Annotated in this window: 21 protein-coding genes; 17 read left to right on the forward strand and 4 right to left on the reverse strand. The window is 50.8% G+C overall.

Annotation, left to right across the window (positions count from 1 at the left end):
* Positions 1-211: 211 nt before the first annotated feature.
* The 16 genes from K2F33_RS09810 to K2F33_RS09885 all read left to right on the forward strand — a co-directional run bounded on the left by K2F33_RS09810 (position 212) and on the right by K2F33_RS09885 (position 14,508).
* Positions 212-400 (forward strand): hypothetical protein, encoded by a 189-nt coding sequence (locus tag K2F33_RS09810; protein WP_036651115.1) that lies wholly within the window; start codon positions 212-214, stop codon positions 398-400.
* A gap of 222 nt (positions 401-622) precedes the next feature.
* Positions 623-1,375 (forward strand): type I methionyl aminopeptidase, encoded by a 753-nt coding sequence (gene map, locus K2F33_RS09815; protein ID WP_263881548.1) that lies wholly within the window; start codon positions 623-625, stop codon positions 1,373-1,375.
* Positions 1,376-1,789: 414 nt separating this feature from the next.
* The gene (coxB, locus tag K2F33_RS09820) at positions 1,790-2,833 is read left to right on the forward strand and encodes a cytochrome c oxidase subunit II (RefSeq protein WP_076172876.1); all 1,044 of its coding nucleotides are present in this window, start codon (positions 1,790-1,792) and stop codon (positions 2,831-2,833) included.
* A gap of 73 nt (positions 2,834-2,906) precedes the next feature.
* Positions 2,907-4,757, forward strand: coding sequence for a cytochrome c oxidase subunit I (gene ctaD / locus K2F33_RS09825; protein WP_076172975.1), 1,851 nt, complete (start codon positions 2,907-2,909; stop codon positions 4,755-4,757).
* Entirely contained in the window at positions 4,754-5,380 is a 627-nt protein-coding gene (locus K2F33_RS09830; protein WP_116232721.1) for a cytochrome (ubi)quinol oxidase subunit III, read from the forward strand. Before ctaD ends, K2F33_RS09830 begins: the two co-directional genes overlap by 4 nt.
* Positions 5,381-5,384: 4 nt before the next feature.
* On the forward strand, positions 5,385-5,705 hold the full coding sequence (locus K2F33_RS09835; protein ID WP_116232720.1) for a cytochrome C oxidase subunit IV family protein: 321 nt from the start codon (positions 5,385-5,387) through the stop codon (positions 5,703-5,705).
* Positions 5,706-5,803: 98 nt separating this feature from the next.
* Positions 5,804-6,718, forward strand: coding sequence for a cytochrome c oxidase assembly factor CtaG (ctaG, locus tag K2F33_RS09840; RefSeq protein ID WP_212969771.1), 915 nt, complete (start codon positions 5,804-5,806; stop codon positions 6,716-6,718).
* 28 nt (positions 6,719-6,746) lie between these two features.
* The gene (locus tag K2F33_RS09845) at positions 6,747-7,211 is read left to right on the forward strand and encodes a DUF420 domain-containing protein (protein ID WP_263881549.1); all 465 of its coding nucleotides are present in this window, start codon (positions 6,747-6,749) and stop codon (positions 7,209-7,211) included.
* Positions 7,212-7,614: 403 nt separating this feature from the next.
* Positions 7,615-8,559, forward strand: coding sequence for a DUF4850 domain-containing protein (locus tag K2F33_RS09850; RefSeq protein ID WP_263881550.1), 945 nt, complete (start codon positions 7,615-7,617; stop codon positions 8,557-8,559).
* 207 nt (positions 8,560-8,766) lie between these two features.
* Positions 8,767-9,483 (forward strand): hypothetical protein, encoded by a 717-nt coding sequence (locus K2F33_RS09855; protein WP_263881551.1) that lies wholly within the window; start codon positions 8,767-8,769, stop codon positions 9,481-9,483.
* A 52-nt stretch (positions 9,484-9,535) separates the two neighbouring features.
* Entirely contained in the window at positions 9,536-9,946 is a 411-nt protein-coding gene (locus K2F33_RS09860) for a GntR family transcriptional regulator (protein WP_116232716.1), read from the forward strand.
* Positions 9,947-10,885: an ABC transporter ATP-binding protein gene (locus tag K2F33_RS09865; RefSeq protein WP_263881552.1), complete on the forward strand. Its 939-nt coding sequence runs from the start codon at positions 9,947-9,949 to the stop codon at positions 10,883-10,885. It abuts the gene before it with no gap.
* Positions 10,863-11,765, forward strand: a complete 903-nt coding sequence (locus tag K2F33_RS09870) for an ABC transporter ATP-binding protein (protein ID WP_263881553.1) — start codon at positions 10,863-10,865, stop codon at positions 11,763-11,765. Before K2F33_RS09865 ends, K2F33_RS09870 begins: the two co-directional genes overlap by 23 nt.
* A complete protein-coding gene (locus K2F33_RS09875; RefSeq protein WP_089549085.1) occupies positions 11,758-13,047 on the forward strand; it encodes an ABC transporter permease in 1,290 nt (429 codons plus the stop codon). The genes K2F33_RS09870 and K2F33_RS09875 overlap by 8 nt, the downstream gene beginning before the upstream one ends.
* A 34-nt stretch (positions 13,048-13,081) precedes the next feature.
* Complete coding sequence (locus K2F33_RS09880) at positions 13,082-13,264, forward strand: hypothetical protein (RefSeq protein WP_089549084.1); 183 nt, start codon at positions 13,082-13,084, stop codon at positions 13,262-13,264.
* Positions 13,265-13,302: 38 nt separating this feature from the next.
* Positions 13,303-14,508 (forward strand): TraB/GumN family protein, encoded by a 1,206-nt coding sequence (locus tag K2F33_RS09885; protein WP_263881554.1) that lies wholly within the window; start codon positions 13,303-13,305, stop codon positions 14,506-14,508.
* A gap of 126 nt (positions 14,509-14,634) precedes the next feature.
* Here the strand turns inward: K2F33_RS09885 and K2F33_RS09890 are convergent, their stop codons facing one another.
* The 4 genes from K2F33_RS09890 to K2F33_RS09905 all read right to left on the reverse strand — a co-directional run bounded on the left by K2F33_RS09890 (position 14,635) and on the right by K2F33_RS09905 (position 18,157).
* Positions 14,635-15,729, reverse strand: coding sequence for a sensor histidine kinase (locus tag K2F33_RS09890; protein WP_263881555.1), 1,095 nt, complete (start codon positions 15,727-15,729; stop codon positions 14,635-14,637).
* The gene (locus tag K2F33_RS09895) at positions 15,722-16,402 is read right to left on the reverse strand and encodes a response regulator transcription factor (protein WP_076172890.1); all 681 of its coding nucleotides are present in this window, start codon (positions 16,400-16,402) and stop codon (positions 15,722-15,724) included. Before K2F33_RS09895 ends, K2F33_RS09890 begins: the two co-directional genes overlap by 8 nt.
* 124 nt (positions 16,403-16,526) lie before the next feature.
* Entirely contained in the window at positions 16,527-17,093 is a 567-nt protein-coding gene (locus K2F33_RS09900; RefSeq protein WP_263881556.1) for a class I SAM-dependent methyltransferase, read from the reverse strand.
* A 155-nt stretch (positions 17,094-17,248) separates the two neighbouring features.
* Complete coding sequence (locus K2F33_RS09905) at positions 17,249-18,157, reverse strand: beta propeller repeat protein (protein ID WP_263881557.1); 909 nt, start codon at positions 18,155-18,157, stop codon at positions 17,249-17,251.
* 173 nt (positions 18,158-18,330) lie between these two features.
* Between K2F33_RS09905 and K2F33_RS09910 the strand changes: the two genes are divergently transcribed.
* Positions 18,331-19,821 carry a glycoside hydrolase family 43 protein gene (locus K2F33_RS09910; protein WP_263881558.1) on the forward strand — a complete coding sequence of 497 codons (1,491 nt, stop codon included), beginning with the start codon at positions 18,331-18,333 and terminating at the stop codon, positions 19,819-19,821.
* The last annotated feature ends 14 nt before the right edge of the window (positions 19,822-19,835 follow it).

The following is a 19,835-nucleotide window of genomic DNA, read 5'->3' on the forward strand; positions in this document are numbered from 1 at the left end:
CTGTTTTCGGCATTAGAATATGATACAATGAAGGGAGTGATTCAATAACATCCTCTTAGGGTATTCTTAGTGTCAGATACCTTTAGCGGCAGCCGGGAGCGTTCAGCCCAAACCTATAACTGCAAATGACGACTTCACAGATGTCAGGTAAGGTCTTTTCGGCATTCTCAAACTGGAGCAATCCATTCAAGTGTTTTGGGAGGGAACTATCATGGCAACGAAAGGTCACAATGAAGTTAAAGAAAGTCTGCGCGAGATGACACGAATTTTCCGGCCCAAGGATCCGAAGAAGTTTGTTAAGGAGTACGTCCGGAAATATCATATTATGGGGGGATACGAAGAGGAATTAACCTCGGTTGTGGAACATGAGTTAGGGCGGATGAATTCGTCTGTTTCCTGACAAAGCTGGCCGTAACGAGCGTATCGCTTATTGAATTGCAGTTGAAGATTTGGACACGATTACGATGAAGCTGAAGAACAGCCTGATAACATGACCGTATTCCGCGGAATCTCCGCGGGATACGGTTTTTTGTATTTCCTGTACCTGCCTGCATGGCTCCGGGCATATACTAAACCACGGTCTGATTCATCATTCTTTAGCATCGGAAAGGACGTGCGGCGCTTGGAGATTACGCTGAAGAGCAGGGAAGAGATCGGATACATGCAGGAAGCGGGACGCATCCTTTCGTCCTGTCATCGGGGAGTTGCGGACAAAATCACGCCGGGCATAACGACAATGCAGATCAACGACTGGGTTGAGGAATATTTGGCCAGGCAGGGAGCCGTTCCTGAACAGAAGGGGTTTAAAGGATATCCTTACGCCACATGTGCTTCGGTGAACGATACCGTATGCCACGGCTTTCCCGACGAGGTTCCCTTGGCGGAAGGGGACGTAGTCACCATCGACATCGTGGTCAACAAAGACGGCTGGCTCGCCGACTCCGGATGGAGCTATGCTGTCGGCAGGGTCAGCAAACCGCTGGAGCGTTTGTTGAAGCGCACCGAAAAGGCGCTGTACAAAGGCATCGCGCAGGCCGTCGCGGGCAATACGATCGGAGATATCGGCTATGCGTTGGAGAAGGTGGCCAGGCGGAGCCGATACGGCATCGTCAAGCCATTGGTAGGCCACGGCATCGGCCGGTCGCTGCATGAGCCGCCGGACGTGCCGGCGTTTGGGAATCGCCGCGAGGGGCTAAAGATTGTTGAAGGGCTGGTCATCACCATCGAGCCGATTTTTACCCTCGGGCCTTCGGGGGCGGTGCTCTGGAATGATGACGGCTGGAGCGTGCAAACGGCTGACGGCAGCAGGGGCGTGCAGTTTGAGCATACGGTTGCCGTCACCCGGGACGGCCCGTTGATATTAACGCAGCAGTGACCCGGAAGGATTCGCCACAATTTGTCATATTTCGATCGACAAAAAGAACCTGTCCCCAGGTTCTTTTTTGTTTGAATTTGACGATTCAAAAATTCCATAACAGGTAAAAATGAATGTAATCGTTGAAACTTGGGTATACGAAGGAGGATGAACCGGGTTGCACGTAAAGGGGCTGGCAAGCGGGATGTAAACCCGCTGAAAACGATTGCAAAAGCTTTTGTGGCGCGACTTTCGGCACTTTTCGAACAATTTGTGAACTAGGTTGGAAACATTGACAAAATAGTACTGGAAACTTATATTTAATAGGTGATTGTTTTAATTGACAGTAGCAAATCATTCGTGATAGTGCAGGTGAATGGCCGTTGAATGTGCTTTCAGCGGAGCCTGCGAAAATGGAAAAAGTGGGGTAGATCAATGATGAAACGGTGGCAGGCTGTAAAGCGACTTCTTCCCTTGCTCGCAGTATTTTCTCTGCTTTTAGCCGGGTGCGGCCGCGAGGACTTGTCGGTTCTGAGACCACAGGGACCGGTGGCTCAAGAACAGCTGGGATTGATGAAGCTCGCAATCTCAATCATGATTGTGGTACTCGTAATCGTTTTCGCGATTGCGGCATACGTGCTTGTGAAGTTCCGCAGAAGAAAAGGGCAGAACGGTGTGCCTGAACAAGTTGAAGGCAACTTCAAGCTGGAAATCATCTGGACAGTGATTCCGCTCGTTCTGGTTATTATTTTGGCTGTTCCTACCGTACAGCAGATCTTTGCTTTCGGTGACGATCATTACAATGATAAGGACGCCGTACAGGTTAAGGTTACGTCGCACCAATACTGGTGGGAGTTCGAGTATCCGCAGTACGGTGTGAAAACGGCCCAAACCCTGGTCATTCCGACTGGGAAGAAGATTGCGTTTGAGCTGAAAACGGCGGATGTACTCCACTCGTTCTGGGTTCCTTCGCTCTCGGGTAAGATGGATACCAACCCGGATGGTACCATTAACAGATTCAGCTTCAGCGCCGATAAAGAAGGCGTTTACCGTGGTAAATGTGCGGAGCTCTGCGGACCTTCCCACGGTTTCATGGAATTCAAGGTTAAAGCGGTTAACGGAGATTCCTTCAATAACTGGGTAACTGCTATGAAGGCACCGGCTGTGCTTCCTGAAGATCCGGCTTTGGCAGAAACCTTCAAGAAACAATGCTTGTCCTGCCATGCTGTTGGCGACCAAGGCGGACCTGTAGGCCCTAACCTTACCGGCATCGGTTCCCGTGAATCGGTTGCAGGTATCTTGCTGAACGAAGGCCAAGATGGCGGGAAACCAGTCAAAGAGAACCTGAAAGAATGGCTCATGGATCCACAAGCCGTTAAGCCAGGCAACAAAATGCCTAATCCGAAGGATCTCGGTCTGACTGACGAACAAATCGATGGTATTGCCGATTACTTGGCCAACTATAAATTGAATTACTAGTAACAGCAAGATTGAATAAGAGGGGGTACCAACCTTGGCTCATGCTCACAGTGTCAAGCGTCATACGGGCTTGATGGACTGGCTCACCACCGTGGACCACAAGAAGATAGCCATCCTGTATTTGCTTGCAGGCGGCTTGTTCTTCGGATTCGGCGGCGTGGAAGCCTTGCTGATCCGTCTGCAATTGATTAAGCCTATGAATGATTTAGTATCAGCGCAAACCTTTAACGAATTGATCACGATGCACGGAACGACCATGATCTTCCTTGGTGTCATGCCAGTGATCTTTGCATTGATGAATGCGGTAATTCCGCTGCAAATCGGCGCCCGTGACGTCGCTTTCCCATTCGTCAACGCACTTGGCTTCTGGACGTTCCTGTTCGGCGGAATCCTGCTGAACCTGAGCTGGATTATGGGCGGCGCGCCTGACGCCGGCTGGACGGCCTATACGCCGTTGTCGACTTCAACTTACAGTACAACGCACGGTGTCGACTTCTATACGGTCGGTCTCCAGATCGCCGGTCTCGGTACACTGATCGGCGGCATCAACTTCCTGGCGACGATCATTACGATGCGCGCACCGGGAATGTCTTTTATGCGGATGCCGATGTTCACATGGACATCTTTCATTACTTCCGCAATGATCCTGTTTGCTTTCCCTGCCATTACGGTAGGTCTGGTACTGCTCTCATTTGACCGTATTTTGGGAGCGAATTTCTTTGAAGTATCCAATGGCGGTAACCCCGTTCTTTGGCAGCATATTTTCTGGATCTTTGGTCACCCTGAAGTATATATTCTCATTTTGCCTGCTTTCGGGGTCATTTCCGAAGTTATTCCGACTTTTGCACGCAAACGTCTTTTCGGTTACAGCTCGATGGTGTTCGCGACCATCCTGATCGCCTTCCTGGGCTTCATGGTTTGGGCTCACCACATGTTCACAACCGGTCTTGGACCGATTGCGAACGCGTTGTTCTCGATCGCGACGATGCTGATCGCCGTTCCGACGGGGATCAAGATTTTCAACTGGCTCTTTACGATGTGGGGCGGACAGATCCGCTTTACGAGCGCAAACCTGTTTGCCATTGGTTTCGTTCCTACATTCGTCATGGGTGGTGTTACCGGGGTCATGCTGGCATCCGCGCCTGCGGACTACCAGTTCCATGATACTTACTTCGTCGTTGCCCACTTCCACTACGTCATCGTAGGTGGTCTGGTATTCGGTCTCTTTGCGGGTCTGCACTACTGGTGGCCTAAAATGTTCGGCCGCGTACTCAACGAAACGATTGGTAAATGGACGTTCTGGTTCTTTGCAATCGGCTTCCATTTGACATTCTTCGTACAGCATTTCCTCGGACTCATGGGGATGCAGCGCCGTATCTTTACGTATCTGCCTAACCAGGACTTCGATACATTGAACTTGGTAAGTACGGTCGGGGCGTTCCTGATGGCTGTCGGCGTTCTGCTGTTCTTGTTCAACTGCTTTATTACTGCCGCCAAGCCAAAAGGCGTGGCCAACGATCCTTGGGAAGACGGACGTACGCTCGAATGGGCGATTCCATCGCCGCCTCCTGAGTACAACTTTAAACAAATCCCGCTTGTACGCGGACTTGACGCTTACTGGAAAGAAAAAATGGCAGGCAACAAAGAGATGACTCCTGCAGAACCGCTGGGATCCATCCATATGCCTTCGCCAACGATTTTGCCTTTTGTAATGTCCGTCGGTATTTTCATCGCCGGTCTCGGACTGATGTTCAGCAGTGAGAAATTCAACAATTCCTTTATGAGCATGATCTTCAACAACTGGATCGTCGTCATTATCGGACTTGTCATTACGTTCGGATCGATGCTGCTTCGTTCGCTGTTTGACGATCATGGCTGGCATATCGAACCGGAAGAACTGGAAGAAGAGGGGGTTAAAGCATGACATCGGCACACGCAGAATCGGTAAACGGCTCATTGCCGCATGAACCGGAGAAAGCAACCCTGGAAGGCCGCAACAAAGTGCTTGGCTTCTGGCTCTTCCTTGGCGGAGAGTCCGTGCTCTTCGGTACCCTGTTCGCCACGTTCCTGGCGCTTCGCAACCAGACCAATGACGGCCCGACAGCCCATGAGCTCTTCTCGCTGCCAACGACGGCTGCAGCCACGTTGATCCTGCTTGTCAGCAGTTTGACGAGTGTATTCGCCGTACAGGCGTTGCACCGTCATAAAGCAGCTGCACTCAGATTGTGGTTGATCATTACGGTTATTCTGGGCCTTGGCTTCCTTGGCCTCGAGATTTACGAGTTCCACGAGTATGTCACCGCCGAGAAATTCGGCATGACGACAAGTGCCTTCAGTTCGGCGTTCTACACGCTGGTCGGTTTCCACGGAGCTCACGTTGCATTCGGTGTATGCTGGATCGGTATTCTGATCGGCCAGCTGTACAAAAAGGGGTTAACGGTCGTAACGGCTCCGAAGGTTTACGTGTCGGCCATGTACTGGCACTTTATCGACGTCGTATGGGTCTTCATCTTCTCGGTCGTTTACCTGCTTGGAAAGGTGGGCTAAGATTATGACTACGGTTGAACAGCATCAAGATGATACGGTAAAACACGGTCATCGTCATGAAGGACCGCAAAAGCATGTCATCGTATTTATTTTCTCCATTATCCTGACCGCCATCGCTTTTGCTTCGGTTATGGCTGGCGGGGTGAACGTCGCCTTCACGGTTATACTTCTCGTCGTGATGGCGGTGCTGCAGGCACTGGTTCAGTTGGGATACTGGATGCACTTGAAGGATAAAGGACATTTGATGCCGATTATCTTCATGTGCGGTGGCGGCTTTGTCGCATTTACTGCGATCGTCACAGCATTGTATTGGGTTTGGTGGTAAAATAAAAAGAGGCGGGCCGGATGCCCCCTCTTTTTTTAAATGGCATCAAGGTGTCACAATATCGACAGAAATTCCGCCCGGCGGGAGGAGGTTTTCATATGCTGGGGTTAGAATATTTTAGCTTTGCCGCCTTGTTCAGTCCGTTGTTTCTGGCGTTTATGCTGCTGGTAACGGCCGCATATTTTGTTGTTATCGGCCCGCTCAGTGAGAAGTTCGCGGATGCCGAGCCCGTATCGATCGGCAAAAAGATCATGTTCGTCAGCGGTATGTTCTTCCTGTATCTCGCTCAGGGCGGACCGGTGAGTCTGCTGGGCCACATTATGTTTACGTTCCACATGACATCGATGGCTTTGTCTTACCTGGTGGCTACGCCGCTTATAATGCTGGGGATTCCGACCTGGCTGTGGCGTGCTTTTGACCGGATCAACCCGTTCAAGAAGCTGGGTTTTCTGGCCAAGCCGGTGGTCGCAGCTGTCGTATTTAACGGATTGTTTTCGTTCTACCATATCCCTGCGATCCACGACTATGTCATGCTGCATTTTGCGGTGCACCGGCTGTACTATATTGTTTTGTTCATCGCTGCCGCGCTTATGTGGTGGACGCTCATTAATCCGCTGCCGGAGAAAGACCAGGCATCGGGCCTTGCGAAGATCGGGTTTATTTTTCTGAACATGGTGCTGCTGACGCCTGCTTGCGGCCTGATCATTTTCTCGACGCATCCGATGTATGCGACCTACAGCGATCCCAATATGTGGGCCAAAGCGATGGGATACTGCGTATCGGGCGATACGTCGGCTCTGCTGCAGACTTTCGGCGGACCAAGCTTTTTCTATGGGCTGAGCACCAAGGTCGACCAACAACTGGGCGGCATCGTCATGAAGTTCATTCAGGAATTTATATTCGCTTCGATGCTGGCGAGGGTATTCTTCCGCTGGTACAAGAGCGAAAATAAAGAGGATGACGACGATATCATTCCAACCGATCTTTCTGACGGTTCTTTGAACCGGGCATGAGTTGGTCGAAGCGTTAAGGAGGATTTTCATGGATTTGTATACGCTGTTCCCTACGATCAGCACTTCATTCATCGTCATCAGTGCGATTCTGGTGGCCATCGGATGGGCCTTGATCGTTCAAGGCAAACGGGACGCCCATAAAAAAGTGATGATCTGGGGCGCGATCGCAGCGCTGCTGTTTTTCATTATTTACGTGTCCAGAACGGCCTTTGTCGGCAACACCTCATGGGGCGGCTCGGATGAAATGAAGATCTACTATCAGATCTTCCTGATCTTCCATATCGTTCTGGCGACGGTTGCCGCGGTATTCGGGATTACAACGCTGGTTCTGGCATTCCGGGAAAGGTTTGCGAAGCACCGGAAATGGGGCCGGGTTACGGCAAGTATTTGGTTTGTCACAGCCATCACCGGTGTTGTGGTTTACGTGCTGCTGTACATCCTGTATCCTGGCGGGCATACGAAGCCGGTATGGGATGTTATTTTGGGAGCATAACCCGAGTGGACCGGGTAAAAAGAAAGTCCGGCGGATTAATCCGCTGGGCTTTTTTTTATGAAAAGCCGCTGATTCCGCTGGAAAGGCAAGGTTTTTCGTGTTTGTTTAATAGGGTGAAATAACGCCTAGTTTTCTTCGCCGGATGCCAGTTCCGAAGTGCTGTACTGAATTGTTTAGGGCACTGGCGTCAGGTACTGTTAAAATGGTTAAAAAGTTTTAGAAAGACGAGATATATAGATTGAACCAGAGTTATGTATTGAACTTCTTGTTATAACGGTCCCATACGGCCCTATAACAATTATTTCTTTAGTTCATTCAATCTAGCGGAAACTTTTGTGCTTCTTCAAACGTTATTCATATATAAGGTTCAATGAACGAAGCTAAGAGAAGGTATGGGGATGACATGAGGCGAAGAAGGAATTTTATACATAGTAAAAAAATGGTGTGGGTCTTCATTATGCTCCTCTTTTGCGGCTTCATTGTCATGTTTACCACTTCGCTCATCCCGAAATACATACCGGCTGTGACCGACGGTGACCGTACGGCCCAGGCCGGCGGAACAGACAGGGATCCGGCAGCGGGCCAAGGGACCGGCAGACCCGGCGGAGGAACCACCGGCCAGCAGCAGGAAGCTGGCTTCAAACCAAGCCGCGTTCAATGCGGCGTGATGAAGCTGAGACATGGCGCTCGAAAGCCGCAGGATGATCAAATCCCGCTGTACTGCATCGAAGGGAACTATCATGTCGGAGACACACCCATGATGCAGCCAGCAAGCCCGCTTCAGGTGAAGATCGACACCGTCATCCCGGAGAAGATTCTGTCGGATCTGGGAGCGTTCTGGTTAAGCGATTCTTCCGGAACCTGGGGGCATCTGCTCCTCGCCCCGAAACACTGGGAAGTCGTCCGGGCCGATACCGGAGCCAACGGATCGGTGGGCCTTGAGCTTGCTGATCCGCAGCACCCGGACCGCAGGGCCGTTTACTTGGACGGCGGCCCCTGTCAGGGCTGCAACATTGCGTTAATCGGTTCCTATTTCACGGCATTAAAGAATTGGGCCGAAGAAAAGGGCTTTCCCGGGAAGACGATGAAGTTCCTGCATCATGCTTACGTCCGGAACCATGTCGTTACGTATGTTTTACCACCGGGCAGCACGGCTTATAAGACGGTCGGCGCTGCGTTTGAGCGCCATGAACCCCAGGATGCGATGTTTACCCGTTACGAAATCAGCGTTCCGCCGGGGGATTTGGATATGGCGAACGTCATGCTGGATTTCTTTGCACGCTTTCCGAGTTCCGTTGCCGCCGATCTTTCGGTTCAGCCATACTTGGGAATTCCAAGCGTTTCCTAACTCAACATGCACGGCTTCAGGCAGCACCCGACAATGGGTGCTTTTTTTTTGTTAATATTTTCATTTCGCCGTTGCATCTCCGGCAAGCACACTGTATACTGTGTATAAACATATACACAGTATACACACTGAGTGGTGAATAAGCACAGTGAACCTGTGCTGTATATACACCCTTATGGATTACGGAAAAAGCGAGGGCGATTGTTGTTGAACACCATAAAAGACGCTTGGATGATGGTACGAAAGGATCTGCGCAGCGAGAAAAGGTACCTCCTGTGGTCTATCATATTTGCTGCCTACATGGGAGGAACTACAGGGGTCATGATGCTGGGGCGCGAAGAGGCACGATCCCTTGGTCCGGTAGCTGATTTCATCCTGCTGATGTTAGTTCCGATGCTGGGGTTTTACTTTTCCCGAAGATCCTTCAAGTATTTAACGGAAGATTCCTATACGCGAATGCTGGCATTCTTCCGGGTGCTTCCGATCTCTAACGGCGTGGTCCTGGTATACCGGGTGATGCAATCGGTGTTAGCCTTTGCCGCGAACGGCATCATTTTCTTCGTGATTATGTATATCGTGCAGGGGACCTTGCTGGATCATATGCGGTTTGACCATTACCTGGCCTTTGCGCTGACATGGATCGGTTACGGGCTTATGATGACTGGACCCTATATCTATTTTGAGTTTTCCAATCATGGCAAAGCTTATCTGCTGTCGACCCTCATTTTCCTTGTTGGCTCCGTAGTGGCAGCGGCAGCCGTTTATGCGGCGGGAGGGAACCTGCTGGTGTACACGGTGGAGGTATCCAAACAATGGAGCCTGCTATCGCCGGCGATGTGGGGGATGCTGCTGGCCGGAGTCATCAGCCTCGTGCTGTGCTCAATCGGAACGCTCCGCAGGCTGGAATCTAGAGATCTGGTGTAAGCTTTGAAACCAATAAAAGGATTGACGAGTATAGCAAGGTGAGGTGCGAAAGGTGTGGATACCTATACAAGTGAATGAGAACAGCGCTGAACCGCTCTATCATCAAATCGAATCCCAATTAAGATCGCTGATCATCAGCGGACAGATCGAGGAGGGGACCCTTTTGCCGTCAATTAGAGAGTTTGCCAACGGGCTGAACTGCAGCGTAATTACGGTTCGAAGAGTGTATCAGGATCTGGAGAGCGAAGGACTTCTGCGCACGAAGCAGGGAACCGGCACATTTGTCGCCAAGGTTGGTACTTCACAGCGTGAAGTATTCCGGCGGGAGGCGGTAGAAGAGGCGCTCAGCCATGCGGTTGATGTCGGGATGTCCGTCAAATGCGAGGAAGATGAGCTGAGGGAGCTGTTTTTATCGATACTGAAAAGAAAGTACCATCCGGAGAAGGGAGAAGGTGAGGCATAAATGGAACAGCCCATCATACGAATGGAAGGCGTGACCAAGCAAAGACGGCATAAAACGATCGGACCGATCGACCTGTCCCTGCCGAAAGGCTATGTGTACGGGCTGATTGGGGAGAACGGCTCCGGCAAGAGCACGCTGATCCACATGCTGCTGCAGACCGTGTTTCCGGATTCGGGGCGCATTTCCTGGTTCGGCCACGCTTACAGTAAAGGCATTCCTATGGAAGTTCGCAGACAGATCGGGTATGTGGCGGAAAAATCCAATCTGGAGGAGGATAACCTGACCGCCGAGGAGGCCGCCGCCTTTCGGGCGTACTGGTACCCGGAATGGGATCAACCTTATTTTGAAAAGCTGTGCGATCTGTTTCAGGTACCGAAAGCGACGAGGCTGCGCAAAATGTCCAAGGGGGAGCGCCGCAAATACGAAATCGCCGCGGCCCTTGCGCCGCATCCGAAACTGCTGCTGCTGGATGAACCATCTTCGGGTCTGGACCCTTTTGCCTGGAAAATGATGATCGAGGTGCTTAGGGAATGCCTGCAGACCGAAGATACGACGATTGTACTGTCCACGCACATTATTGATGAGGTGAAAAGGCTGGCGGACTACGTCATGCTGATTCACCACGGCAAGTGGATGGGGATGGCAGAGAAGGATAGTCTGCTGGATAACTGGAAGGAAGTGTGGGCAGGGTGCCCCGAGTCCGATCTGGAAGAACTGCCGAACATGGTGCAGACGCAGCAGGAATCCCATGGCGTTACGCGCGTGGTGACGACGTCCTGCCGTGAGCTGGAACAGATCCTGTACGATTCAGGTATCAACGTGCTGAAGACACGGGCTTTGGAGCTGGACGAGATTTTAACGTTGTGGGTGCAAGGATATAAGCCTGCCGGCGTGCAGGAGGGGGAGGAGCAGACACATGGGACCATTAAAACTAGTTAACGTGGTCAAACAATACGGAGACAAAACCGCAGTCAACCAAATCTCGCTGGAGGTCGGGAGAGGAGAAATTTACGGGCTGCTTGGGGCGAACGGTGCCGGCAAAACGACGACGATGCGTATGGTGCTTGGCCTGATTTATCCGGATGGGGGAGAGATTCTGTACAACGGCAAGCCCTATCATGCGGGGCTTCAGCAAATCATGGGATACCTGCCGGAAGAAAGAGGGCTGTATCCGAAAATCAAGGTCAGCGAGCAGATCGTCTATCTGGCCCGTCTTCGGGGCATGTCACAGCAAGACGCGGATAAGAGCCTGCGCTACTGGCTGGAACGCTTTGACGTTCCGGAGTATTACGATAAGCGGATCGAGGAGCTGTCTAAGGGCAATCAGCAGAAAATGGGCTTTATCGCCGCCATCGTGCACAAGCCGCAAATCGTCATTTTGGATGAGGCGTTCAGCGGACTGGACCCGGTCAACGTTGAACTGCTGAAGGCAACCGTCAAGGAACTGCGGGACGAGGGAACCAGCATTCTATTTTCCACGCACCGGATGGAGCATGTCGAAGAGCTGTGCCAGCGCATTACGATTTTGCACAAATCCAATACGGTCGTTCAGGGAAATATCCGGGATATCAAGAGCCGTTATCCGCGTGAGGAAGTGCTGCTTCATACGATAGGCGATGTCAGCGGCCTGGATGCGATCCCGGGAGTGACGGCAGTGGAACGCATCGATCGGGGATACCACATCCGGATCGCTGCGCCGGAAACGGCACAGGCCATTCTGCAGAAAGCGATGCAGGAAACCACGGTGGAGCGCTTTGAAATCAAGGAGCCGACGCTGAACCAAATCTTTATTCAAGAGGTGGGTGATTCGCATGAATAAGCTTGGGACGATTATCGGCTTTACGTTTAAAAATAAAGCCAGAACGAAATCTTTTCTGATTACTACTCTGATTCTTGCACTACTCATTACGATCGGCATGAACGTGCCTTATATCATTAAGCTGATCAAGGGTGACGACGCATCCAAGGCCGAGCAGATCGGAATTCTCTACGGCTCGCAGCCGGTCATTGCCGCGGAACTGGAGAAGTATGCCGCGCAGTCCGGCAATAAGGACTATACGTTCGTCAAATACGAAGGGACCGCTCCGGATCAGGCGAAAAAGGACCTGGAGGACGGGAAGATCGAGGGGTACCTCTCTTTTGACGGCGGGGAAGGGGCATTTCCTGCTGTCACCTTCACCGGCGGTGAAGACGGCATGGGGCAGGGAATCAGCAGCTTTCTGATGCCCGCGCTGCAGACGGTCAAGACGACCGTAATCGCCAAGGATGCGCTGTCCGCGGAGCAGATCGCCGCTCTGAACGAACCGGTCAAGCTGGATACGGTGCGGATTAACGCGGAGGGTAAGACGGAGGCGGGGGGAGACACCCACCGCGAAGACATGCAGAAAGCCATGAACTATGTGGTCGTTTATGTGCTGCTGATTCTGTTCTTTACCTCCAATATGATGACAGGCAACATGATCGCAGCCGAAGTAACGTCGGAGAAAAGCTCGCGGATCATGGAAATCCTCATCACCAGCGTTTCGCCGCTGGCCCAGATGTTCGGGAAAGTGATCGGTATTTTCCTGGTCGGGATCGTGCAAATTGCAGTGTTTGGCGTTGTGGTCGGGGCGAACCTGATGCTGCCGCATAACCAGGACATTCTGCAAGGATACAGCCTAAGCATCTCGGATATTAACCTGCCGGTGCTGCTCTACGGACTGGTGTTCTATATCTTGGGATACTTCCTGTATGCGGTGCTGTACGCGGCCATCGGATCGATTGTCAGCCGTACCGAGGATCTCGGCCAAGCCGTAATGCCGATTACGATGCTGGGTCTGGCCTCGTTCTACATCGGACTGTTCAGCATTACTGCATCGGGCAGCATGCTGATCAAGGTGACGAGCTTCATTCCGTTCACCGCTCCTACCGCGATGCTCGTCCGGATCGGGATGGGGACGGTGCCGACCTGGCAGATCCTCATATCGCTCGTTTTGCTGCTGGTGTCCATTCTGTTTTTTGGATGGCTGTCCGCGAAAATCTACCGCACCGGCGTCCTGATGTACGGCAAGCGCCCATCCATCAAAGAGCTGCGCAAGGCCATGAAAGCTTACAAGATTTAGGCACGGATTCTAACTTGATAAGGAGAGAATCGGCATGAGTAAAAAGGCTTTTCCATACGTCATTGCGGCAGGCATGCTGCTGATCGTCGGTCCGCTGACCCTGAAGCATACGGGTGTGGCATTAAACGACTTTGCGGACGGCCTGCTGACTGGGGCGGGAATGGGCTGTACGCTGCTGGCGCTGATCAAGATGCCGCGGAAGACGGCAGAGCAGTAACAGCCCAGTCTATAAACTACAATAAGGGGAATTTCTGAATGAAAAGTTGGAAACGAACGCTCTTATCTCTTATGATTTCTGCAGGAATGCTCGCTACGGCGGCTCCGGCCATGGCTGCTCCGCTTGCGCCGGAACTCAAGGTCAATAACAAGACCATCGATTTTGCCACGAGTGCGCCTATTGTCGATCAGGGCACTACGCTGGTTCCGCTGCGTACGACGCTCGAAGCGCTAAACGTAAAGCTCACCGATGTAGAGAACGGAACCATTCATGCCATTGCGGGGGATCAGAAGATCTCGCTGAGCAGCAAGACGAAACAGGTTAACGGCGTGACTTACGTGCCGGTCCGGACCATTGGTGAAGCCGCCGGTTACACGGTCTATTGGGATCCGGCAACCCGCACGGTATTCCTGCTCTCGAAAGCAACGAAGGAAGCCGGCCGCGGCTTCATGTGGGAAGTGCAAAATAACGGGAACACGGTGTACCTGGTAGGGTCCATGCATATTGCGGACGACAGCTTCTACCCGCTTCGCCCGGAATTCGAGCAGGCCTTTGCCGAAGCCGATTATTTGGGCGTTGAGATTGACCTCAGCAAGGCAGCCGACGAAGAGCAGCAGAACATGATCATGAAGCTGGGCATGTACCAGGACGGCACGACGCTAAAGGACCATGTGTCCAAGGATACCTATGCAAAAGTGGGGGACATTCTGGAGCAAAACGGAATGAAACGGGATGCACTGGATGCCTTCAAACCATGGGTCGTGGAGACGACCATCAGCAGCCTGAAATCGGTCATGGCCGGATACGAGGCAACGGAAGGCATTGACCTGTACTTTATTCAAAAGGCGCTGGAGCGCAAAATTCCGATCGTGGAACTGGAATCCTACGAGTCCCAGCTGAGCATGTTCGATCAGTTCTCCAAAGAGCTGCAGGAGAAGAACCTCAATGCAGCACTGGACAATTTCGACGTCCTGGACGACGGCGTTGACCAAATGGCGGACATGTGGAAAAAAGGGGACGAAAAGGCGCTGCTGGAGCTGACGAACAGCATGGCGGGAGACGCGGAGTATAACAAAGCGATGCTGATCGACCGCAACATCGGCATGGCCGATAAAATCGACGGATACCTGAAAAGCGACAAGAAAGCGGAGTACTTCATCGTCGTCGGCGCAGCCCACTATCTGGGTGAACATGGCGTGATTAAACTGCTGGAGGATAAAGGTTATACGGTTGTACGTAAATAATCATCCTTTAATGCGTGTTTCATGCAGCGGCATTGCCGGTTAGCCGGTTAGTCTGGAAAAGAAAAAACTTAAGCCGGGGACTCCTGCGTCCCTACAGGCTTAAGTTTTTTTATATACCTAATGGACCTATTCATCTGTGTTATCCCTTAAAGGCAGTGTCAGATGAAAGGTAAACAATCGATTCCTATGCTGGAGCGTCAAAGTTCCTCCGTGCAGCTCCACAATGTTCCGGGCAATGGAAAGGCCAAGACCGGCGCCGGATTGAATGCCTTCACTGCTTCGGGAATGGTCTACTTTATAAAAACGTTCGAAGAGTTTATGTTCCTGCTCTTCCGTAAGGGGGGTTCCTTTATTTTCGATTTCAATGATGATATGCCGATGATCCGACTTCATCATGACGCGCACGGTCCCCGGTTTTTCCGAGTATTTCAAGGCGTTCATCAGCAGATTATCGATGGCTCTGGCTAGCTTTTCACTGTCAATGAGGGTAATAGTAGGAGAACTGTCAATCTCTTTCACGATGGTGATTTCATTCTCCTGGGCAATCGGCTCAAATTCAAAAAGCAGCTGATCGAGAAGCTGAAGCACGTCGATCGGCTTTAAGTCGAGGCGAGGCTCAGTTGAGGTCAGCCGGGTATATTCAAACAGATCATCGAGTAACTTTTTCAAATGTACAGCCTTGTTATAAGTGTTTTGCACAAACCGTGTGTACTCGTCTTGATCCTGGAAGGAATTTGTTCTTAAAAGCTCGATATAGCCGATAATGCTCGTAAGCGGCGTACGCAAGTCGTGGGAAATTCCCGTAATCATCTCCATTTTGGAGTTCTCCAGTTCCCGCTCCTTTTCAATCTGCTGCTGCAAACGCTGCGCCATCAAATTGATGTTGTGCGCAACCCTTCCGAGCTCGTCTTTTCGCTTCACATCTACTCGATAATTTAAATCGCCCTCAGAGATCTTTTGCAGTCCGTGTTCCAGATAAACGAGGTCTTTCACGATCCGCCGTGTCAACATAAAAAAGGTAAGGATAAAGATGATAAAAAAGAGGGGAGTAAGAAAGTAAGGAAAGATATCTCGGAGAATGTTCCATTTCAATATCTTTAAAAATAATAAAATGCACAGATCGTTTATGGCCGTAGCGATGATCAAACTGAGCACCATTTGGATTAAAATATGGATCTGGATCTTTTTCTTTCTTTTTGGCTCTTTTACGTGTTCATTCAATTTTATAGCCAACTCCCCAAACGGTTTTAATATATTTTGGCTCTCTTGGGCGATCCTCTATCTTCTCCCGTAGATTGCGAATATGAACCATCACGGTATTGTCCGAATAGCCGTAGGGCTCTTTCCAGACGCTTTCGTAAATCTTCTCGGAGCTGAATACCTGCCCAGGATGAGTCGCGAGCAGCTCCAGAATGGAAAACTCCAGAGGAGTCAGCGAAATGGGGTTCCCTTTTAAGGTGACGGCATGCTTAGCCTTATCTATGACAAGGTCTTTAAGGATGATCAGAGAATGAAATTCCTCTTTTCCGATTAAGGACTGCCGCCGCAGTTGAGCTTTGACCCGTGCAAGCAGTTCCAGCGGATTAAAGGGCTTGACCATGTAATCATCCGCTCCGGTCGTCAGCCCCGTAATTTTATCGATATCTTCTTCTTTGGCCGACAGCATGATAATGGGGGTGCTGGATATTTCCCTGATTTTCATGCAAGCTTTAATCCCATCCATTCGCGGCATCATCACATCCAGGATGACCAGATGAACCGGGGTTGTTTGGATGATACTCAGCGCTTCCAGACCATCTGCCGCCTCCAGAACATGGTATCCTTCATTGCGTAAATAAACGTGGATGACGTCTCGAATTTCCGGATCGTCGTCTACGACAAGCACAGTGTTCATGGGATGCTGCTCCTTTATTTTCGGATTACGGATACTGCAGCCGTTCAACATTTGCGGCCCATATTTATTCTACATAACGGGTTGGCCGAAACCAATTTCCAAGCTGATCCGGCGCCAAGATGTTTTACAGCATCTCCTTTTTGCGGCAGGTGTAAACAAAAGCCGGAGGGAAGTTGAGGGGGACAAACTCGATGTTTTCAATGGTGAATGCCTTGGCAAACTGCTTTTTCATTTGCAGGGAGTACTGGAAAGCGACAAAGACGCCTCCTGGTTTTAGCGCCTCAACCATTTGATGAAGTAAGGTTTGGCGCATTTCACTCGTGAAATTAAAAAAGGGTAATCCGCTGATAATACAGTCAAGCTGGCCGATGCCTTCTTGATGGATGATTTTAACGAGCTGGCAGGCATTCGAATAACACGGGAAATCCGGGTACTCGATCCTTAAATGATTTCTCATCTTTTTATCTCTTTCGAACAATAACACTTTTGCAGATTCATGTAACTGCGGCTTTATGAAACGTGTGATCGCGCCTGTACCTGATCCGAGTTCCGCAACAGCCTTTACCTCGCTCCAGTGCACGGACTGAACCATTTTAGCGGCAAGGAAGCGGGAACTCGGGATGACGCTCCCTACCCGTTTGGGCTCTTTAAAGAATCCCTGTAAAAATAGCAGATGTTCATTGATGTTCAAGCGGTGTTCCCCCCAATAAAGTGATCGGACAGTTATGAAAAGTCATGATTCATCAAGCTGTATCGCTTGTTGTTGGCATGAAACATCATAACGAAAAAATCTGAGGACTTTATGGGGGGAAATCTAAAGAAAATCTGAAGATTGCATAGAGGGCGTTATTTCGCCCAATGTTCTCCGGCATCCTTTGTTGTATAGGTGAATGTCCGGTTCTCCGTATCACTTACGAATTCTATGGCCAGGCTGCCGGTCTTGTTGTCAGCAGCATCGAATTGAGGCGGGGACACGTTCCCGTATTTAAAGCCTTCGGGGATATCGATGCGTTGCAGAGCCCAGCTTTTGCCCCCATTTGTGGTTCTGTATAGAGGGATGGATACGCTGCCGTGGTAGCTTGCGGCAATCCAGCCATGCTGGGCATCAGCAAAAGTAACGCCGGATACATAACCTTCAACCTTATCGGACACGTCGGATACCAGGGAAAGGGAATGCAATTCGTTGTCTGAAAGGTACAATTTCTTCGTCATTAACCCCGCGCCAGGATCGGAAGTAAGCAAGATCCAGTTCTGATTCTTCCCGCCTGTTTTAGCCATCGCAACAAAGATATTACTGTCGGTCATTTTTTGATTCAGGTCAGGGTCCAGCTTCCATGCGGACGATTTCCAGTTTGCTCCCCGATCCGGACTGTAAAAGGTCAATAAGCTGGCTCGGCCGCCTAGAAGGGCGGAATAGATAAACCACCCTTCAGAGCCTGTGCCATGGGCATAAATCCGTTCGGCATTCTCCGGCACTTGGGCTGGTTCTGGGAAATCCTCAATCGCTCGAGCTGTTGGTTCACTGCTGCGATTGCCTTTTGTCGTACTTGTTTCTGTTGTGAGATCATCTGGAGTGCCCGAATTGGCATTCTCTAACGCATTTGAATCAGGTGGGCCTTGTTCACTTAGCTTGCCTTCGGTTTCGTGTGCAGCAGCCTCTTGGGGATGAGATCCGGGATCATCCGTCCCCTGGGAGCAGCCAACCATTCCGGAAAGGAGAGTCATGGTCAGAGCAAGAATGGATAAACGCAGCATCTACAAACCTCCTTTTTTAGCGATTATATCCAATGGATGCTCTGAACAAGTGACAGGTTAATCATAAAGTTTTAATTTGACATGATTTTTCTGCTGATTTTTCGGGTATTTTTGTTCTTCGCGGTAAGGTAAAATTCAAACCATCTATGCAGATCTCCTACAGAGGTGAACCCATGAAATATGATAACCCGGTCATCAAAGGGTTTTATCCCGATCCCAGCGTTTGCAAGGTGAACGATACTTATTATCTCGTTTGCAGTTCGATGCAGTATTTTCCCGGCGTCCCTCTTTTTGAAAGCAAGGATTTGATCAACTGGACCCAGATCGGCCATTGTCTGACGCGCAAGAGCCAAATTCAGCTGGACAAGGTCAACAGCTCGGGCGGTGTATTTGCTCCTACCCTGCGGTATAACGGCGGACGGTTCTACATGACCACGACCAACGATACGACGCGCCAAAACTTCTATATATGGACGGACGACATCTACGGAGAATGGTCGGACCCGATCGGTGTGGATCAGGGCGGAATCGATCCGGATTTGTATTTTGAAGACGGCAAAGCTTATTTTATGAGCAACGGTGTGGACGATGATGGTATCGGCGGCATCGTGCAGTGTGTAATCGACATCGAAACCGGACGGAAGCTGACGCCAAGCCGCTGCATCTGGCAGGGGACGGGAGGACGCTATCTCGAAGCCCCGCATGTATACAAAATCGACGGACGCTATTATTTAGTAGCCGCAGAAGGGGGCACCGAGTTTGGCCATATGGTGACCTACGCGCGGGGAGAATCTCCTTCCGGACCGTTTGAACCGTATTCCCATAACCCTGTGTTAACCAACCGGAATATGGGCGGCTATGAAGTGCAGGCGGTAGATCACGGCGATCTCGTTCAAGACGAGAAAGGAAACTGGTGGCTGCTTCACCTGGGATTCCGGCAGATGGGACAGTGGATTCCTTATCATCATCTGGGGCGCGAGGTATTTTTGACACCGGTTACGTTCGGGGAGGACGGCTGGTTCACGGCAGGACATCATGGCACGACGCTGTCGTCCTTTGAAACCGACCGCATTCCGGATGAAGTCGTGCAGCAGGAGAAGAAGCGCTATACTTTTGAAAATATGGAATGGGACAAGGACTGGTGTTATCTGCGCCATCCGGATCTTGGCAACTACTCGTATGAGCAAGGCGTGCTGGAGCTGAGAGGCACCGAGATAACGCTCGATCAAGCGGATTCTCCCACTTTCATCGGAATTCGCCAAAAGGATTTTGAAGCGGTGATTTCCTGCGACGTAAGCCTCACTCAAGGCGAAGCCGGCATTACACTCTATATGGACGAGAATCATCATTACGATTTGGCGATACGTCAAGGCGGAAGCGGGTATGAGGTCATTGAGCGCCTGAATGTTGGGGATATTAAGTCCATTGAGAAGGCTGTCGATTTGAAAAATAGCAGCCGCGCCTCCCTGGTGATTCAGGCCAGCCCTACGCACTACCGGTTCATTCTGCGAGCGGACGGCCAGGAAATACAGCTTGGCACCGCACAGACGAAATACCTTTCATCTGAAGTAGCGGGAGGATTTACAGGTGTCATCATCGGTTTGTACGCATGCGGCAAAGACGCTGCTGCCCAATTTACGAATTTCACATGCGAATATCTATAATTTTTCAATCGATA

The organism is Paenibacillus sp. PSB04 (assembly GCF_025809195.1).
Taxonomy (GTDB): Bacteria; Bacillota; Bacilli; order Paenibacillales; family Paenibacillaceae; genus Paenibacillus_AQ; species Paenibacillus_AQ favisporus.

What these genes read in the sequence shown, in the direction of transcription:
- K2F33_RS09810 (WP_036651115.1), top strand. Translation starts at nt 212, where the DNA reads ATGGCAACGAAAGGTCACAATGAAGTTAAAGAAAGTCTGCGCGAGATG.
- coxB (WP_076172876.1), top strand. Translation starts at nt 1,790, where the DNA reads ATGATGAAACGGTGGCAGGCTGTAAAGCGACTTCTTCCCTTGCTCGCA.
- ctaD (WP_076172975.1), top strand. Translation starts at nt 2,907, where the DNA reads ATGGACTGGCTCACCACCGTGGACCACAAGAAGATAGCCATCCTGTAT.
- K2F33_RS09830 (WP_116232721.1), top strand. Translation starts at nt 4,754, where the DNA reads ATGACATCGGCACACGCAGAATCGGTAAACGGCTCATTGCCGCATGAA.
- K2F33_RS09835 (WP_116232720.1), top strand. Translation starts at nt 5,385, where the DNA reads ATGACTACGGTTGAACAGCATCAAGATGATACGGTAAAACACGGTCAT.
- ctaG (WP_212969771.1), top strand. Translation starts at nt 5,804, where the DNA reads ATGCTGGGGTTAGAATATTTTAGCTTTGCCGCCTTGTTCAGTCCGTTG.
- K2F33_RS09845 (WP_263881549.1), top strand. Translation starts at nt 6,747, where the DNA reads ATGGATTTGTATACGCTGTTCCCTACGATCAGCACTTCATTCATCGTC.
- K2F33_RS09850 (WP_263881550.1), top strand. Translation starts at nt 7,615, where the DNA reads ATGAGGCGAAGAAGGAATTTTATACATAGTAAAAAAATGGTGTGGGTC.
- K2F33_RS09865 (WP_263881552.1), top strand. Translation starts at nt 9,947, where the DNA reads ATGGAACAGCCCATCATACGAATGGAAGGCGTGACCAAGCAAAGACGG.
- K2F33_RS09870 (WP_263881553.1), top strand. Translation starts at nt 10,863, where the DNA reads ATGGGACCATTAAAACTAGTTAACGTGGTCAAACAATACGGAGACAAA.
- K2F33_RS09875 (WP_089549085.1), top strand. Translation starts at nt 11,758, where the DNA reads ATGAATAAGCTTGGGACGATTATCGGCTTTACGTTTAAAAATAAAGCC.
- K2F33_RS09880 (WP_089549084.1), top strand. Translation starts at nt 13,082, where the DNA reads ATGAGTAAAAAGGCTTTTCCATACGTCATTGCGGCAGGCATGCTGCTG.
- K2F33_RS09885 (WP_263881554.1), top strand. Translation starts at nt 13,303, where the DNA reads ATGAAAAGTTGGAAACGAACGCTCTTATCTCTTATGATTTCTGCAGGA.
- K2F33_RS09895 (WP_076172890.1), bottom strand. Translation starts at nt 16,402, where the DNA reads ATGAACACTGTGCTTGTCGTAGACGACGATCCGGAAATTCGAGACGTC.
- K2F33_RS09905 (WP_263881557.1), bottom strand. Translation starts at nt 18,157, where the DNA reads ATGCTGCGTTTATCCATTCTTGCTCTGACCATGACTCTCCTTTCCGGA.
- K2F33_RS09910 (WP_263881558.1), top strand. Translation starts at nt 18,331, where the DNA reads ATGAAATATGATAACCCGGTCATCAAAGGGTTTTATCCCGATCCCAGC.